At 33.6% G+C, this 18,159-nt stretch carries 11 protein-coding genes; 10 read left to right on the forward strand and 1 reads right to left on the reverse strand.

What is annotated here, in order from left to right; translation table 11 throughout:
* Positions 1–178 precede the first annotated feature (178 nt).
* On the reverse strand, positions 179–1,717 hold the full coding sequence (locus OQ292_RS20765) for a DNRLRE domain-containing protein (RefSeq protein ID WP_284686349.1): 1,539 nt from the start codon (positions 1,715–1,717) through the stop codon (positions 179–181).
* Between the two features lie 331 nt (positions 1,718–2,048).
* Between OQ292_RS20765 and OQ292_RS20770 the strand changes: the two genes are divergently transcribed.
* The 10 genes from OQ292_RS20770 (at position 2,049) to OQ292_RS20815 (ending at position 18,153) form a co-directional block, all read left to right on the forward strand.
* Complete coding sequence (locus OQ292_RS20770) at positions 2,049–2,618, forward strand: RNA polymerase sigma factor (RefSeq protein WP_284686350.1); 570 nt, start codon at positions 2,049–2,051, stop codon at positions 2,616–2,618.
* Positions 2,611–3,273, forward strand: coding sequence for a hypothetical protein (locus OQ292_RS20775; protein ID WP_284686351.1), 663 nt, complete (start codon positions 2,611–2,613; stop codon positions 3,271–3,273). The genes OQ292_RS20770 and OQ292_RS20775 overlap by 8 nt, the downstream gene beginning before the upstream one ends.
* Positions 3,270–4,049 (forward strand): hypothetical protein, encoded by a 780-nt coding sequence (locus tag OQ292_RS20780; protein ID WP_284686352.1) that lies wholly within the window; start codon positions 3,270–3,272, stop codon positions 4,047–4,049. The genes OQ292_RS20775 and OQ292_RS20780 overlap by 4 nt, the downstream gene beginning before the upstream one ends.
* A 167-nt stretch (positions 4,050–4,216) precedes the next feature.
* Complete coding sequence (locus tag OQ292_RS20785; RefSeq protein WP_284686353.1) at positions 4,217–4,963, forward strand: hypothetical protein; 747 nt, start codon at positions 4,217–4,219, stop codon at positions 4,961–4,963.
* A 96-nt stretch (positions 4,964–5,059) separates the two neighbouring features.
* The gene (locus OQ292_RS20790; protein ID WP_284686354.1) at positions 5,060–7,201 is read left to right on the forward strand and encodes a penicillin acylase family protein; all 2,142 of its coding nucleotides are present in this window, start codon (positions 5,060–5,062) and stop codon (positions 7,199–7,201) included.
* Positions 7,202–7,451: 250 nt separating this feature from the next.
* Positions 7,452–8,144 carry an RNA polymerase sigma factor gene (locus tag OQ292_RS20795; protein WP_284686355.1) on the forward strand — a complete coding sequence of 231 codons (693 nt, stop codon included), beginning with the start codon at positions 7,452–7,454 and terminating at the stop codon, positions 8,142–8,144.
* Positions 8,145–8,248: 104 nt separating this feature from the next.
* Positions 8,249–9,304, forward strand: coding sequence for a FecR family protein (locus tag OQ292_RS20800; RefSeq protein WP_284686356.1), 1,056 nt, complete (start codon positions 8,249–8,251; stop codon positions 9,302–9,304).
* A gap of 72 nt (positions 9,305–9,376) precedes the next feature.
* The gene (locus OQ292_RS20805) at positions 9,377–12,826 is read left to right on the forward strand and encodes a SusC/RagA family TonB-linked outer membrane protein (RefSeq protein WP_284686357.1); all 3,450 of its coding nucleotides are present in this window, start codon (positions 9,377–9,379) and stop codon (positions 12,824–12,826) included.
* Positions 12,827–12,838: 12 nt separating this feature from the next.
* Positions 12,839–14,512: a RagB/SusD family nutrient uptake outer membrane protein gene (locus OQ292_RS20810; RefSeq protein WP_284686358.1), complete on the forward strand. Its 1,674-nt coding sequence runs from the start codon at positions 12,839–12,841 to the stop codon at positions 14,510–14,512.
* Positions 14,513–14,742: 230 nt separating this feature from the next.
* A complete protein-coding gene (locus OQ292_RS20815; protein WP_284686359.1) occupies positions 14,743–18,153 on the forward strand; it encodes a VCBS repeat-containing protein in 3,411 nt (1,136 codons plus the stop codon).
* The last annotated feature ends 6 nt before the right edge of the window (positions 18,154–18,159 follow it).

Raw genomic sequence — 18,159 nt, forward strand, 5'->3', positions numbered from 1 at the left:
ATGTGTTTTAATGCATCAAAACTAGGATGAAAATTCTGTTTTTGTCAATATTTATTTAAGTTTTCAATGGATAATTGAAATTATTCAGAATTATGATTCTAAATACTCGATTTCTTTTTCTTAGGTATTTATAAAAGAAACCCCCTCTGGAAAACTTGCTACCAGAGGGGGTTCTTTTTTACCAATCGTCTTCATCAACGATTTCTATTCCATAACCGCTTATTACTTCATCAAATAAAAGTTCAGAGTCACCTCCACTAGCATTTACTCTCAAAATACCTCCTTTATTTTCATCTTCAGAAGAGTTCATCCAGTAAAGATAACCCATATACACCTCTAAATCTGTAATGTTACTTAGGTAATCACTAGTGATTGTAATTTCGTTAATATCACCTGAACCACTTCTATCTGCTTGGTAAAATACACCTTGCTGGTCAGATAAATACATGGTACTTCCGAAATAATCTACAGCCAAATTGTTTGGCTTAAATCCAGTATCGAAATTACTATTATCATATAAAGTTTTGATGTTTAAAGTTTCAGAGAAAGTGCTTGTACCTACCATAATTCGGTAAGTGCCTGAGATTTCATCAGTTTCTATCCAATATAACATACCTTGCTCAATCTTAAAATCACTAATCTCTAACTCTTCACCACTTACAGAGTTCTCATAGATAATTTCTTTAGTTTCATTTTTTACATCAACTTTCAAAATATGTACAGATCCATTTGTTGATTTTGCTGCTAAGTAAGCAATTCCTCCAAATTGATCCATAGCTGTAATTTGGTTTATTTCTGATGAACTGTAAGTTGTTGAAGTATTTTCATCGCTATAGTTTTCAGCTATAATATGAATATATTCATCATCAGTTTGATAGGTGTTATAGAAATAAAGTTTAATATCAGTGGTGAGATCATTTATGCTAAATGAAGCTACTGAGTTTTCAAAATGTTGATATTCAGTAATTAATTCATTTGAGTATTGTTGATCATCCGATGAATAAGATAATTTATAAATCTCATTAGAAGCCAACCAAGCACCACCCCAATCTGAAACAGATGAATAGTAAATTTGTGGATAAATAGCAGATGCTGCCTCACCATACTCTACTTCTATAGATGGCCAATAGGCACTTTCTTCATTGTCTGAAGAATAGAATGTTACCGCAGCAATTTCATTTTCGCCTTCTATACTTAATGCTAGATTGAATCCAAACTGGCTCAATTCATTTTCGTATTGATCATTCAGCAAATCAGTTACATCTATTTCAAAGAGCTTTTTATCGGTTAAGGTATCAAGCGTGAAAATTTTGGTTGAATACATCGTAGTTGATGGATTATTATTATAGCTCAAAGTACTTTCATCCCAGTCTTCATTTATCGCTGATACTAACAAAGAGTAAGCTGTGCTACTCGAAATGTAATTACCCTTAATGTATAGTTTTAATGAAGCGGATTTTACATGGTCTTCAACTTTTGTAAAATCATTGAATTTAATGTAGGTGTTTTTTTCAAGTCCATCATTTTGAACAGTTAATTCTTCAATTGTTTCTGAATTAAGTTGAGTTATTAAACTCGTATTATTGATAGAAGTGAATCCATCGTCGATCAGATTATTATTATCAACAGGAATTACATCACAATCATACTCTTTTACACAAGAGCTTAAAATTCCAATCAAAAAGGCAAATACTAACTTTACTACTAGGCGGTTCATTTTTTTATTTTTTGTTCAATTTGAGTTATTTGCCGGTGTCAACAATCATCATAGCGGGTACCATATTTCCGATATATTATCCGGTTTCAATAGTTAGATGCAGAAATATTAAAACGTGCCCAAAAATTTTTAAATAATTTTATTTAACAGCTAAATACTAGTGTAACTTATTGAAAATGAGATTTATAATTCTGCTTAATTATTTGTGATTTTTTTATGCAAACCGGAGAAATAAACCTAATTGGTTAGTCAAATAATTTTATTTCTATATTTGAACCAATTAAAAGGGATAACTACTAGGTGTAATTTAATTGATGAGCTTTCTAACTAAATGGAAGAAAACGAACTAATTAAAGCCTGTATTAAGAATGATCAGCAAGCATATAACCTACTTTTTAAAAAGTATGGACCTATTATGTTGCTGGTTTGTATGCGATACATGTCGGACGAAGACGAGGCAAAAGATGTACTTCAAAATGGTTTTATCAAGGTTTTTAAGTCTATTAAATCTTTTAAGTTTAATGGCTCTTTTGAAGGTTGGATAAAAAAAATAATGATAAATGAGGCCTTAGGTGCATTAAGACAAAAAAAGAAATTTAACTTAGATAGTGCAGATGTTTACGAAAAAACAGATTTAGCTGCAGAAGAATCTGATGAAGATATTAATCAATATCAATTTACCCAAGATGAGTTGTTACAAACATTAAAAGCATTACCTGAAAACTTTAAGGTAGTTTTTAACTTGTATTGTTTCGAAAAGTATTCGCATAAAGAGATAGCCAAAACCTTATCAATCAAGACAGAAACGTCGAGGTCTAGGCTAACCAGAGCGCGTAAAATACTTAAAGAAAAACTCACTGAATTGGCAACCCAAAAAGAGAAACTAAATGAAAATGGATGATAATATAGACGACATTTTCTTTGATGGACTTGATAGTAAGTCTGTTGAGAAACCAGCTGGCTTTTGGGAAGATATGAGCAGTAATGTATTAAAAGAAAGCTTGGTGAAACCTTGGTGGACAACAACAAGCGCGTATATTTCGGGTGCTGTAATAATGGTTGCGACTGTTGTTACTGTTTGGGTTGTAACTTCAGAACCAAATGTACCTGTAGAAAACAATCAGCCGGTTATGCCAGATACAACTGATAAGATCCCATCAGATTCACTTCCTGTGAGTCTAGATACAATTGTTAAAATGGATAAATCTGATGATGCTAATGTGATGTCAGATAGGGAAGAGGAGAGCTCAGTTGCTAGAGAAAAAGAATCTGTTGAAACTAATATTTCTAAAAAACAGGCTGACAAAGATTCTTTAGAAGATGAAATATTGAATGAAGGTTTGATTCAACCTATGGATAGTACTAAAACAGTTGAGGAAGACGTATCGATTGTAGATAGTACCAAGCTAGTGATTGATATTCATAAGGATTCACTAAGCCAAAAAATTACTGAAGAAAATAAAGATTCTTTAATTCAGAAGAAAAAACCAGTAGTTGTAATTGTACAAGATACAATTGTGGTAACAGACACCGTGAAAACCCGAAAAAAGCAATGATTTTCAGTAGAATTATTCTTTTACTTATTGGTTTGCTATTGGTAAACATCGCATCAGCTCAGGAAGAAGATAGCATTTTTTACCGTAACGATACAGCCTATATCATTAAGAAACCGGTAATTATAAAAAAAGAGGTTTATGTGGAAGTTCCTGTTGTAAAGGAGACAATAGAAAAATCTGGTTTTTATATTTCACCTTTTTTTCAAAGCACTTATTCTTTAGACTATATTGCTGTTTGTAGTGAAAAGCGAAGCTATTTTGATGAAATTGATGCAGCTACCACACCTGAAATCAATTTAACATTTGGAACTGCGGTTTCAATTAGAAAGTCTAAAATGCAATATAAGTTAGATATAAATTATACTGCTTTTAGAGAGCAATTTGAGTGGGAGGGAGAAGAACAAATCAATCATCACAACACACTTATCACAACTTTCGAAGTTGGATACTTTTTAATTGATAACAATAAGCCTTTTGATTTAATGGTAGCATTAGGTGCTGGCTATTTATATACATTAAATTATAGTGGAAATACCTTCGACGAAATATATCCATCGCTGGTGATTTCTCAAACCGAACAACAAACATTGGATAAAGCCTCAGCAGTAGTTACTGGTAAAATTCTTGGGAATTATTATTTCAACAATAAACTTAGTGTGTCGTTTGGGCCAGTTTATTCAGCTAATCTCATTTCAATCACGCAAAAGCATATCCCATATGATGAGTGGAGAAATAATATTGGATTAATGTTGGGTGTAAATTTTAAGATGGATTAAAATCTGGTTGTTAATTATATATATAACTTTTTCTTTTTTTAAGTTTTGAAGCTGAGTTTCTGGTATTAATTTAGCTTTCGATTAAAATCTTTTCAACCATCAAAAAATTACTATATGATCAGAACACTACATAGATTTTTTGTTTCATCAGCTTTCAATCAATTTACATGAACAAAGCTTTAGTAGCATCTCTGATTTTAGTATTATCTTATCTTACAACAAGCGCACAAGTAAAAGTCTATTCTGGGTTAGATGTTGGTTTCTCTGTTGTACTACCCAAAGATGCTGATATTGGTAATGTCGTTTCAAGTAAAAGCTATGCAGGTACATGGGGATTAATCTTGGGTGTAGATATAAAAGATAAATGGCAAATCGAATCCGGGTATATTAATTCAAGAAATAGCTACAACTACGACTATGTCTATTATGCTAATGGTGGTGTAACCTACAATGCATTAGGTGTTTACTCTAATGTTTTTAGAAGTGATGTTTTTCCTTTGAGGTTTAAGAAAAAAATTAAAAAGAATAAGGTGAGAATCAGTCCATCACTTGGAGTAGTATTTTTAAAGGTAAATCAATCTAAAGAATACAATGCTTACTATGATGATTTGAGAAGCATTGATGAAATTGAAACTTATCAAATAAGTACTTCTAGTCAAGAATTATATGTGAAAGATTTTCAGACCTATTTGGAAGGAGCTATAACACTACAAGCACCATTTATATTAGAGCCACTCAATATTTTTGTAAAAGGTAGCTATGCTTATGGGCTTACAAAACTTGCTAAATCTAGGGTTAATTATAACATTTCAGATCTGGATATAGAGGGAGAGTTTAATGCTCAAAATAGATTGAGTTATCTTAATTTTTCTATCGGACTTATATACACATTAAAAGAGTTTAAGAAATCTTAAAGTTAAATTGTCTGATTCTTTCATTTGATAATTAGCGACTATGCACTAATTTGTTTTTTTATTAAAACAGATTGTAGATTATAAACTAACATTTAATTGAAACGCGCTAATTATTACCCCTCATTCAAAAATGCTAAAGGCATTTTCAAAATAGTATTTTCTTCTTTATTAATTCTTAATTGTACTTCGTTATTTGCACAACAGCTCGAAAAATTGGCAGATCAAGTATTGATTCGCCGGACAGAATACGGTGTGCCACACATTAAAGCCGATAATTTAAAAGCTGTAGCTTTTGGTTTAGCTTGGTGTGAGTTAGAAGACTATGGAGAAAGAGTGATTAAACCACTGATATCTGCAAGAGGAGATTTGGCAAAAGTGGAAGGTTACGAAGCTATAGATGGAGATTTTTCCAGACAATTAGGCTACCAAAGAACTTTAGCGACTTATGGAAAGCTTAGCAATCCAACCAGAAATTTATTGGAAGGTTTTGCCGCAGGAGTCAACTATTATTTAAAAAAGAATCCTGATAAATATCCTCAATATAAAGATTGGCAATTTACTGGGGTTGATGTAGCTGCTACAACTACCAGTGTTTCTACTTCTTATTCGGGTTTTAATTTTGCCAAATTGCTAAAAAAGCAAAAAGCCATTAGAGATTCAATTGCTTTAACAGAAGCTGGTTCAAATGCTTGGGCCTTTGCACCTTCTCGAACTAAGAAAGGCAATTCTATTCTAGTAAGAAACCCACATTTATCTTGGTCTGCTGGTTATTACGAAGCTCATATTACAGTTGAAGATACCCTAAATTTTTATGGTGATTTTCGTATTGGAGGTTTGTTTGCCATTATCGGTGGTTTTAATGACCGACTTGGTTGGGCAACTACTAACAATCATCCAGATTTAGAAGAAGTTTATGCGCTTCAAGCGGATACAACTCAAGCCGATCACTTTATGATCGATGGTGTTTCTGTGCCATTAGAAAAGAAACTATTGACTGCCGAATTTATAAATGGTGCTGCAATCTCAACAGAAACCAGAGAGTTTTTATTTACACCATTCGGGCCAGTAATCCATAGGGATGAAGGAAAGATTTATATTTTGAAAGAAGCAGGTGATGGAGAATATCGTCGCGGAGAGCAGTTTACCAGAATGATGCTTGCAAAAAATTTAGAAGAGTGGAAAAATGCCATGCGCATGCAGGCAATTACCGCTTCCAATTATACCTATGCAGATGCCGATGGAAACATCTTCTATATCTGGAATGCAACAACACCAGTTTTATCCACTATTTCTGGTGGAGATACTGCCGCTATTGAAGTTACAAAGAGTAGTGAAATTTGGAGTAATTATATTCCATTCGATGAATTACCTCAGCTTCATAATCCCAAAGGAGGTTATTTACACAATGAGAATGATCCATTCCATTTCACTAACTTGAATGAAGTTTTACAACCAGAAGATTATCCAGCAAATTTCCCGCAACCTCGATTGAGACAACGCAGTCAGCACAGCTTGTCTTTAATCCATAATGATGATGTGTTGACTTTAGAGGAAGTAGTTGCTCGCAAGCATAGTATGAAAATGCTTTTGGCAGACCAGTTGAAAGAAGATTTGATAAAAGCATTAAATGGTTCTCAACCAAATGAAGAAACTCAAAAAGCCATTACTCATTTAGAAAACTGGAATAATAGTGTGGAAGCAGATAGTAGGGGAGGTGTGCTATTCGAAGAATGGTTTGTTCACTATGCCAACTCAATGGAAGATGATGAACTATATGCTATACCATGGTCATTCGACAAACCCATGGAAACTCCTTTTGGCATAGCTAATACTGAAAAAGCAATAGTAGCTTTTGAAAAGTCTCTTAAAACCTTAAATGAAAAGTATGGCACATGGGATGTGAGTTGGGGTGAAGTTCACAGATTAAGACTTGGCGATTTGGATTTACCTGTAAGCGGTGGCCCAGGTGGTTTAGGTTGTTTCAGGGTTTTATGGTTTAATGAAGACAAAGATGGCAAAATGAAAATCCGTGGGGGAGATGGCTGGCAGTTAGCGGTCGAGTTTGCAGATACACCAAGAGCTTATTCGATTCTTGCTTATGGGCAAAGTAACAATCCTGACACAGGGCATCATACCGATCAGGCAGAAATGTTTGCTAACAATCAAATGAAAGAAGTTGCTTATACCGAAAAAGCCATCAAGAAAAAGTTGATAAAATCTTATAAACCTGGAGAATAGTTTATATGAAATTTATGGTATAAGTATTTAGATATTTATATACACCAATTGTGTACTTTATAATTGGTGTATATGAATGTATTATACTGTCAATTATCTCAATTTATACTAAAAAATACGGCTATTTATGTTAATTACATTCGCTTTTTTGATAACTCGTATAGTTATTTTTCTGTAATTTAGGTTTATATTTGGCGAAATAGCTATAATTTCTGTAGGTTTAAAGTTTAGTTTTTTAGTAAGGTAATAAATGGCAGGCTTAAGGGTAACGCATAATAAAAGTCTTAATGAACAAACAAACAGCTTATCAGAACAAAGAGATCTGAGTAAGTTTGACAATTTACCCGACTTTAATATTTGGACTTCATTTAAAAAAGGTGAAGACGCTGCATTCAATTATATCTACAAAAAATACTTTTATCAATTATACAATTATGGTAATCAGTTTATAAATGATGCCGATGTAATTCAAGATCTTATACAAGATTTGTTTATAGAGTTACGAGAAAAGAGAAAGAATTTGGGTGATGTTGAATCTATCAAATTCTATCTATATAAAATCCTCAAAAGAAAAATACTCCACTACAAAAAGAAAAATGTAACTGATTTATTCAGTGATTCTTGGATGTACGAAAAAGCCTTCGACATCACACTATCCCACGAAACAAATCTCATCAATACTCAAATAAGTAAAGAAACTAAGGAAAAGCTTAGTAAGGTAATGAATATGCTTTCTAAAAGGCAAAAAGAGATTATTATCTATTATTTCTATGAGGGTATGACTTACAAGCAAATTGCCGAACTCATGGATTTTTCTAAAGTAGAACATGCCAGAGTTTTAGTGAGTAGGTCAATTGCAAAGTTGAGAGAAGAAATAAAAAAATACAGCATATCGCTTTTTATAATCTGCTTTGTAGGGCTTGTAAAGTGGATTAATTCCTAATTTGAACACATCATTAAAAAAAAATCAAAAAAAGATTAAATTTTTTGTATATGCTTTTAATACTTTGCCCTCTTGTATTACGAAGAGTATAAGAAAGGTTTTTGATGCAATATAAAGACTACAATTTAGAAGATTTTTTGGGTGATGAGTTTTTTGTAAATTGGGTGATAAATCCAGATGAAGGATCTACCGATTTTTGGGAAGGATGGCTCAAGCAAAATCCAGATAAATTAGTAGTTGTAACTCAGGCAAAGGAAGTTATTAAATCAACATCGTATAAAGAAAATTACATTCCAGATGAGTCGGTTTACTTCGATGTACTTGAGAATATTTACAAAGGCAAAAAGAGTAAACTGCAACAAGCAGAACAAAAGACCAAGTACTCATTTTATAAATATGCAGCAGCTATTGCTTTTATACTTTTAGTAGGTGGAATATGGATTGTTAATTATTCAAATTCCATAGAAGCAAAAGAGGTAGTAGCTAGCTTAGAATTTATAAAAAAAGAAGTTCCGATAGGTAAGAAGCTTTCGTTAAAAATGCCTGATGGAACGAGTATTAAACTGAACTCACAATCAACAATTACCTATACCAACCAGTACAACCAGCAAAAGAGAGAGGTCTTTTTGGAAGGTGAAGCATTTTTTGATGTAACTCCAAATCCAGAGAAACCATTTATTATTCACACAGGAACCGTAACCACAACCGTATTAGGCACCTCTTTCAACATAAATGCCTACCCAGATAAACAACTTATTAAAGTAGCAGTAGCAGAAGGTAAAGTTTCTGTAGAAAACAAACAGTCAGAAACAGGTACAGACTTATATACTGAGAATGTATTGTATCCTAATGAAATGGCGATCTATGATTTAGGAAAACAAAAAGTAGTAAAAGAAAAAGTAAATATAGAAGATGAGATTTCTTGGAAAGACGAGATCATCATATTTAGAAATGCCAAGTTCGATGCTATTGTAGACAAACTTGAAAAATGGTATGATGTAAAATTTGAAATACAAGAAGGGCTCGAAATTAAAGGTGAGTTTAGTGGTAGGTTTGATAGAAGTAGTTTGGAAACCGTATTAGAAGGCCTGAGTTTCTCATCCAATATTTGCTATAAGATTGATGAAAAAATTATAAAAATAATAAACTGTAAAAAATAGAAAATGAAAGCAGATGAAAGTCTGTAACAATTAGATTAATAAGGTTAAAAACATCTACAAAAAAGGGTATCCATGCATTCCGTTGGCGCAGAGTCTGGATACCCTTGGGTAGCTTTTGATTTATTTTTTTTCACCAAAAACTTAGGTAAATATATGCAATGGAAGTTTCTACAACAAATTTGGGTCATGTCGAAATATCTACTTTATGGTCTCACCCTTCAGATATTTTTTGCGGGCATGTTGTTAGCTGGTCCTGGCAATGCGCAAACAGAAAAAAAGCTTGACGAGATTTATTTGTCTTACGATTTTAATGGTAAAGACCTTAAACAAATTTTTAAGTTTCTTGAAAAAGAAACTGAATTCGCTTTCTCTTACAACAACTTTATTGTTAATGAATCACAGAAGATAGAACTCTCTGGAAATCAAAATTCATTATACAATATCCTTTCAGAACTTTCTTCTAAAGCCAACTTAAGGTTTAAGAGAATAAATGGAAGCATTTATGTAACCAATGCACCTGAAGGAGATAAAAACAATGATAAAGTTGTAGAAGAAATAGAGGCAGTACAAATAAGAGTTACTGGTACTGTAACAGGTTCTGATGGTAATGAACCTCTTCCAGGAGTAAGTATTCTTATTAAAGATTCTAACGAAGGTACTACAACAGACATTTATGGTAATTATAGCTTAAATGTTAATCAGGGAGATGTATTACAATATAGTTTTATTGGTTACAATACCTCAGAAATAGAAGTTGGAAGTAAAACGGAAATTGATGTAATATTACAAGTTTCTACTGAACAGTTAGAAGAAGTTATAATAGTTGGTTATGGAACACAAGAAAAAAAGGAAGTAACTGGTGCTATTGCTCAAATCGAAAGTAAAGAAATTCTTAAAAGTTCAGCAGTTTCTGTATCGAATGCTTTGGCTGGTAGAGTTCCTGGTTTAATTGTAAACCAAACAAACTCAGAACCTGGTAGAGATGAGGCTTCTGTGTATGTTCGTGGTATGGGTACTACAGGAAATAATGCGGCTCTTATCGTAATTGACGGTGTTGCTAATAGAGATGGTATTTCTAGGATAGACCCTAACGACATTGAGTCTATGACTGTGCTAAAAGATGCTTCTGCTGCTATCTATGGTGCTCAAGCTGCAAATGGTGTAATTTTGATTACAACCAAAAGAGGTAAAACTGGCAAACCAAGTATTAAATATAGTTTTAACCAAGGATTTGTAAGCCCAACCAGAAAAATGGAGTTGGCAGATGCAGCACTTTATACAAAGAGTGTAAATGCTTGGAGCGTTCAACAAGGTCAAGGTGAGATTTATACAGATGAGCAAATTGCAGCTTACGAAAGTGGTGCTGAACCAAGTACCGACTGGTTAGATGAAGTTTATAAAAACCACTCGTTACAAAACAGACATAGTTTAACAGTAAGTGGTGGTACTGATGTTGTTACTTACTTCCTTTCTGCTGGTACTACTTTCCAAAATGGATTGGTTACTGACGATGACATTACTGAGTATAGACAGTATAACATTCGTTCAAATGTTGATATTAATTTATCTAAAAGATTAAACATTGGATTTGATCTAGCTGGAAGACGAGAAGATAGAAATTGGTTACAATATGAAGATGCTACAATCTACGGAAGTACAATTAGATCTGCTCCGATTATTCCTGCTACTATAGATGGCTTACCAGCAAGAGGTAGAGAGAATCAAAACCCATTAGCTATAGCACAAGGTCCAGGTTATTTAGCTCAAGACAGAGATGTATTTAATGGTACATTTAAAGCAGAATATGATATCCCCGGTGTAGAAGGTCTTTCAGTTGACGGTTTTGCCGCTATTGATATTTTCACAGGACAAAGAAAACATTTCTTCCAACAGTATTCATTTTATGATGATCTAGATGGTGATGGTATTCCTGAAGAACAAAAAGGAGGTCCTTCTCAAAGTGATACATATTTAAGACAAGATGATCAAAATAGCCAATCTATTACTCTTCATGCTAAGATTAAATATGAACGTCAGTTTGGAGATCATAACATTGCTGCTTTTATGGCATACGAGCAGAATAAAGTTCAAGCAGACACCTTCTGGGTACAAAGAAGAGGCTTTGAATCAGATCAAATTGATCAAATCTTTGCAGGGAGTGCAGATACTGATAATCATTCTAATTATGGATGGGCTGCGCAAAGTGCTAGACAAAACTACTTTGGTCGTGTAGCATATACATTAAAAGACAGATATATGTTCCAATTCCACTTTAGATATGATGGATCTGATATTTTCCCAAGTGGAGAGAGATTTGGATTCTTTCCTGGAGTATCTGCAGGTTGGAGAATTTCTGAAGAATCATTTTTTAATGTACCTGTCATAAGTAGCTTAAAGTTAAGAGGTTCTTGGGGTAAATTAGGTAATGATAGAGTTGGTCGTTTTCAATACCTAAACTTATTTAGTTATGGAGCAGCAAATGGTGGTTATGTATTCGATGGAGCAAACGTAAATGTATTGATTCCTGGTGTGGCTCCAAACCCAGCTATTACATGGGAGACTAAAAACACGACTAACTTTGGATTGGATGCAGGTTTCTTTGAAGATAGATTAAGTTTTGTATTAGATGTATTCTTTGAAAATAGAAAAAGTATCTTAACTGCAAGGAATGTAACTGTACCTAATTATACAGGTTTAATATTACCTGACGAAAACATAGGTGAAGTTGAGAATAAAGGTTTTGATGCTCAATTAACTTATAGAAATAAGATTGGTCCAGTTAATTTTAACATAGGTTCAAATATTACTTATGCAAGAAACAAAATCATCTTTATGGATGAGGCAGGTCTTTATCCAGAAGATTATCAATCTAGAGAAGGGCACCCAATTGGTTCATCTTTAGTATATGATTATATAGGAATCTATCGTACGCAAGAAGATTTAGATACCTACCCAGGTTTAGAAGGTACAAGACTTGGAGATCCAATCTTTAGAGATGTAAACGGAGATGGAATATTAAATACAAGTGATAGAATTAGAGAAGAACGTACAAATATTCCACAGTTGCAATATGGTTTTAATCTTGGTCTACAATATAAAGGATTCGATTTTTCCGCATTGTTTCAAGGTCAAGCTAGAGTATCTCAATACTTAAGATATACCTTTAACAATGGTAATAATGCATTGGCTTACTTCTTAGAAAATGCTTGGACAGAAGATAACCCTAATGCTTCATTACCAGCTTTTAACAGAGGTACAACTAATGATAGATTAAATAACCTTTGGTTAAGAGATGTTTCTTTCCTTCGTCTTAAAAACATAGAGCTTGGTTACTCATTGCCAACTTCTTTAGTAACTAAAATAGGTTTCCAAAATGTAAGAGTATATGTAAACGGATATAACCTATTAACTTTTGATGGCCTGAAGAAAGATGGGTTAACAGACCCTGAAAGTGTAAACATAGAAGGATGGCAGTTCCCTCATACAAAAAGTGTAAATTTTGGGTTTAACCTAACATTTTAATCCCTAGCTAATATGAATTATAGAAAATTATATATATATCTGATCGCAGTATTGTCAGTATTAGCTTCATGTTCTGATGATATACTAGATACAAAACCACTAGATGGTTATAGCGAAATAGACGTTTTCGCTGATGAAGCCTTATTAAGGAATTATGTAAATGGAACTTATAGAGGTTTTCGTCATCCATTTGATAATGAAAACTCATTAACAGATGGACTAACGGATAATGCTTTTAATCAGCATGGTAGTGCAGAGGGTACTATTAAAACCTATACAAGAGCAGAAGTAAACCCAAGTAATGGTGAAGGTATCACTAGAAGCTTATGGGCAACTGCTTATGCTTATATTAGAAGAACAAATGTTTATTTTGAAGGAACTGTAGATTCTCAAATAAATGAAGAAGCACTTTCTGTGATGGATGGTGAAATGCGGTTTATTAGAGCATTTCTTTATTTCGATCTATTAAGATGGTATGGTGGTGTTCCTTTGATTACAACTACATTTGAGCTAGATGATGAAAATATGGCAGTTTCAAGAAACTCATCAGAAGAAATAGCTAGCTTTATTGTTGAAGAATGTGACTTAGCAATCGAAGAATTATTATCTGTTGCTGATGGTGATTACGAATTAGGTAGAGCTTCAATAGAAGCAGCAATGGCTCTAAAAGCACGTACTTTATTATACATTGCTAGTCCATTATATAATGAAGAAGGAGACATGTCTAGATGGCAAGCAGCTAGCGATGCTAATCAAGCTGTTATGGAATTATCAACAGTTTCTTTAGTACAAGCTGCTGATAATCCAAATGCCTACGGTGAGTTATTTACTGCAGACTTTACTGAAGAAGCAATCTTTTCAAGATATTTCACAGAAGTAAATAACCAAGGTTATGGAGTAAATACTTGGCTTTTTCCAAACAGTAATGGAGGTTGGGCTAATACTACTCCTTCTCAAGATTTGGTAGATAGTTATGAGTTAACTAATGGTAACTTACCTTCAAACCCAGAATCAGGTTACGATGATCAAGATCCTTATGTTAACCGTGATCCAAGATTCTACCAAACCATTCTTTATAATGGAGCTCCTTTTAAAGATGCTGAATATGAGTACTTTTTAGATATAAATGATCCTACCAATTCTGCATTAGCAGGTAAAGATTCTCGTTACTCTACAATTTCTGCACATAATGCATCAAGAACAGGATATAACTTCCGTAAGTGGGTGCAAGAAGACGAAGGAGAATATTCTGGTAACACTGGTCCATGGATCATATTCAGAAAAGCAGAATTCTATCTTAACTATGCTGAAGCACAAATTGCTTTAGGCAATGAGAGTGAAGCTAGAACAGCAATCAATGAAGTTAGAGAAAGAGTTGGAATGCCTCCTTTAACAGTGAGTGGCGAAGAATTAGTAGAGAGATACAGAAATGAAAGAAGAGTAGAGTTGGTGTTAGAAGATCATAGATTCTTTGATGTAAGAAGATGGACTATTGCTCCTGAAGAGTTTTCTGAAACTGTTACTGGGGTAAATGTTTACAAAGATGGTGATGATTATGTCTATAGTTACGATTTAATTACAGACGACACTAAAGTGTGGGAAGATAGAATGTATTTCTTACCAATTCCAATTGATGAAGTTCAAAGAAGTGGAAATTCACTTGAACAAAATCCTGGCTACCAATAAGAAAATGTGAATCTTCACTTTTAAATAGCTAATTACTATCTATTATCTCCAGCTACCTCTTAGTGCTTTCTTTGGTGGCTGGAGATTTTTTTACTATCAGAATCAATTCAACAGCACTTCACTATCATTAATAGCATATCATAATTTTAATCATTAACAAAGTATAAATACATTTGCAGGTAGGTTAAACTATCGCAAATCATTCACTTTAAAATACAGCCATCTCAATTATGGGCAAATCAAGTTTATTTAGGTTAATCAGTTGTTTGTGGGTATTACTGTTTGTTAGTTGTGAGGAAGACAAGATGTTTAAAGAAATGCCATCGAGTCACACAGGTGTACACTTTACAAATGAGATAATTGAAACCGAACATAATAACATTATGACCTACGAATACACCTACAATGGTTCTGGTGTGGCAGTAGGCGATTTGAACAATGATGGTTTGGCTGATATGTATTTTTCTGGAAATACAGTGCCTAACAAACTGTATTTGAACCAAGGAGAATTTAAGTTTAAAGAAGTTACGCAAGAGACAAAAACAGCAGGTAGAAACAACTGGAAAACTGGTGTGAACCTAGTAGACATCAATGCAGACGGTTGGTTAGATATTTATTTATGTTATTCTGGTAATGCAAAAGGAGAGGGATATAACAAGCCAGTAATTGTAGATCAACCAGATAGAATGAACCAATTGTTCATCAACAATGGATGTGAGCCCGGTGGAGTACCAACATTTACTGAGAGTGCTAAAAGTTATGGTTTAGAAGCTCCCGGAACATTCTCTACACAATCTTACTTTTTCGATTATGACAAAGACGGAGATTTAGATATGTTTTTGCTGAATCACGCCAACATGTTTTACTCTGTTTTTTATAATGTAAAGCGGTTAAGAAGTTTAAGGCATCCTTATTTTGGGAATAAACTTTTCAAAAACGAGCAAGGGAAATTTGTAGAAGTAAGTGAAGAAGCAGGTATACATGGTAGTGGGTTAAACTTTGGTTTAAGTGCTTCTATTTCAGATTTAAATGCAGATGGATGGCCAGATATATATGTAACGAATGATTACGATGAACAAGATTTCTGTTACATTAATAATAAAGATGGATCATTTAAAGAAATTTCTCATACCATCTTCGATCATCTTTCTAAATATGGAATGGGCTCTGACATTGCAGATATCAACAACGATGGTTTGCAAGATATTTTTGTAGCGGATATGTTACCAGAAGACAATCGTAGACAAAAATTACTAAAAGGTCCAGATGATTTCGACAAGCATACTATGGCAGTTGATAGTGGGTATCATCATCAATACATGAGAAATACCTTACAATTGAATCAAGGTTTTTTTGAAGATACCTTACCACATTTCAGTGAAATAGCTCAGTTTTCGGGAATATCTAATACGGATTGGAGCTGGTCTAGTTTATTGCTAGATTTTGATAATGATGGATTAAAAGACCTTTTTATCACCAATGGTTATTATCGTGATTTTACAAATCTTGATTTTGTAAAATATACTGTGAATGAGCAAGCAAGTAAATCTAATAGTAACATTAAAGATGTAAATATGTTGGAGCTTATCCATCAAATGCCATCTACCAAAGTGAGCAATTACATATTCAGTAATACAGATGGGGTAAAGTTTACGAACCAGACGGTAAATTGGGGTTTGGATAAACAAACCATCTCAAATGGAACAGCCTATGCAGATTTTGATAATGATGGCGACTATGATTTGGTAGTTTGTAATTTGGGAGACGAAGTGAGCATCTATCAAAATCAACAAGAAAAAACAAATACAAATAATTACCTCAAGCTCGATTTAAAAGGAGAAGGGCAAAATACAAAAGCAATTGGTTCTAAAGTTTGGTTGAAACTCGCAGATAAGGATTTATTTTACGAAGCATATTATACAAGGGGATATCAATCTTCAATTGAGCCAGTTTTAACAATTGGTTTGGGAAAAGCAACATCAATTGATGAACTTAAAATAGAATGGCCAGATGGTAAAACTACTGTTTTAAATGATGTAAAAACGAATCAAGTTTTAAAAGTCGAGCAAGCAGAAGGCAAACTGTTAGCAAAAAATGAAAATGATCAAAATATTAAATCTTACCTATTAGGAGACGCTACTAAAGCTTCAGGAATTAACTTTAAGCACAAAGAAAATCCTTATGTTGACTTTAAAGCTGAAAGGTTATTGTTGTACCAGTTATCTAAATTGGGAGGTAAGTTGGCAGTTGCCGATGTAAATGCAGATGGGAACGATGATGTGTATTTCTGCGGAGCAGCAGGACAAGCGGGAGAGTTGTATTTAGGTAATGATGATGGCACTTTTATAAATGGTGAACTCACTCTTGCTGAAAAAGATCACATCTCTGAAGATATAGAAGCTTCATTTTTTGATGCCGACGCTGATGGTGATTTGGATTTATATGTAGTGAGTGGTGGGAATGAATTTACATTCAAGAATCAGTTTTACCAAGATAGATTATATCTGAATGATGGCGCTGGTAATTTCTCAAAAGCAGAGACAAGTTTACCTAATAACACTACCAGTGGAAGTTGTGCAGTGGCAGTAGATTTTGATAAAGATGGAGACCTAGATGTATTTGTTGGAGGTAGGTTAACTCCAGAAAATTATCCATATATTCCAGAAAGTCATTTCTTTAAGAATGATACAGATGCAACAGGAAATCTAGTTTTCACCGATATCGGATTAGATGTTTTCGATGGAAACCAAAAGTTAGGCATGGTGACCGATGCACTTTGGACAGATATTAATAATGATACTTGGCCAGATTTAATAGTAGTGGGTGAATGGATGCCTGTTAAGGTTTATCAAAACAATGCGGGTAAAAACTTTTCAGATGTTTCTGATCAATTCAATTTAGGAAAGACCAATGGCTGGTGGACAAGTATAACTGCATTAGATGTTGATGGTGACGGAGATCAAGACTTTTTATTAGGCAATGCAGGTACAAATAACCAATTAAATGTTTCACTTGAGCAACCCGTTACATGCTTTGCCTTGGATATTAACAAAGATGGCAGAGTTGACCCAATTTTGTGTTCTTACGTTCAAGGCACGAGTTATCCTTTGCCAAGTAGAGATGAATTATTAGAGCAAGCTGTAATTTTGAGAAAGAAATTTATCAAATATGCAGATTATGCAGATGCAACTATCGAAGATGTATTGAATAAAGAACAATTGGATAAAGCTCACAAATTGACAGCTTATACATTAGAATCTGCGGTATTAGAAAATAAGGGAAATGGTAAACTTGAGTTAAAACCGCTACCTGAAATGGCTCAGATATCTATGATCAATGCATTTGTGCAACACGATTTTGATGGCGATGGAGCTAATGAGATTTTAGCTGCTGGTAACTTTTATCCATACAGAGTAGAGTTTGGTAGTAGTGATGCCTCAAAAGGTGTGCTTCTGAAATTTGATAGTGGTGAACCACAAGTTTATAAAACAAATTCTCAACTTGCGCTTGGTGGTGATATTCGAGATATGGCAGTCTTAAAATTCAAAAATGGCAGTGATAAAATCATTGTCACAAGAAACAATGACAAAGCCAGTGTTTACGAAATCAATTCAAGTACACAGCATGTAGTTGTAAAGTGATGAAGT

This window comes from Chondrinema litorale (genome assembly GCF_026250525.1).
GTDB lineage: Bacteria > Bacteroidota > Bacteroidia > Cytophagales > Flammeovirgaceae > Chondrinema > Chondrinema litorale.

What these genes read in the sequence shown, in the direction of transcription:
- OQ292_RS20775 (WP_284686351.1), top strand. Translation starts at nt 2,611, where the DNA reads ATGGATGATAATATAGACGACATTTTCTTTGATGGACTTGATAGTAAG.
- OQ292_RS20815 (WP_284686359.1), top strand. Translation starts at nt 14,743, where the DNA reads ATGGGCAAATCAAGTTTATTTAGGTTAATCAGTTGTTTGTGGGTATTA.
- OQ292_RS20765 (WP_284686349.1), bottom strand. Translation starts at nt 1,717, where the DNA reads ATGAACCGCCTAGTAGTAAAGTTAGTATTTGCCTTTTTGATTGGAATT.
- OQ292_RS20770 (WP_284686350.1), top strand. Translation starts at nt 2,049, where the DNA reads ATGGAAGAAAACGAACTAATTAAAGCCTGTATTAAGAATGATCAGCAA.
- OQ292_RS20800 (WP_284686356.1), top strand. Translation starts at nt 8,249, where the DNA reads ATGCAATATAAAGACTACAATTTAGAAGATTTTTTGGGTGATGAGTTT.
- OQ292_RS20780 (WP_284686352.1), top strand. Translation starts at nt 3,270, where the DNA reads ATGATTTTCAGTAGAATTATTCTTTTACTTATTGGTTTGCTATTGGTA.
- OQ292_RS20810 (WP_284686358.1), top strand. Translation starts at nt 12,839, where the DNA reads ATGAATTATAGAAAATTATATATATATCTGATCGCAGTATTGTCAGTA.
- OQ292_RS20795 (WP_284686355.1), top strand. Translation starts at nt 7,452, where the DNA reads ATGGCAGGCTTAAGGGTAACGCATAATAAAAGTCTTAATGAACAAACA.
- OQ292_RS20785 (WP_284686353.1), top strand. Translation starts at nt 4,217, where the DNA reads ATGAACAAAGCTTTAGTAGCATCTCTGATTTTAGTATTATCTTATCTT.
- OQ292_RS20805 (WP_284686357.1), top strand. Translation starts at nt 9,377, where the DNA reads ATGCATTCCGTTGGCGCAGAGTCTGGATACCCTTGGGTAGCTTTTGAT.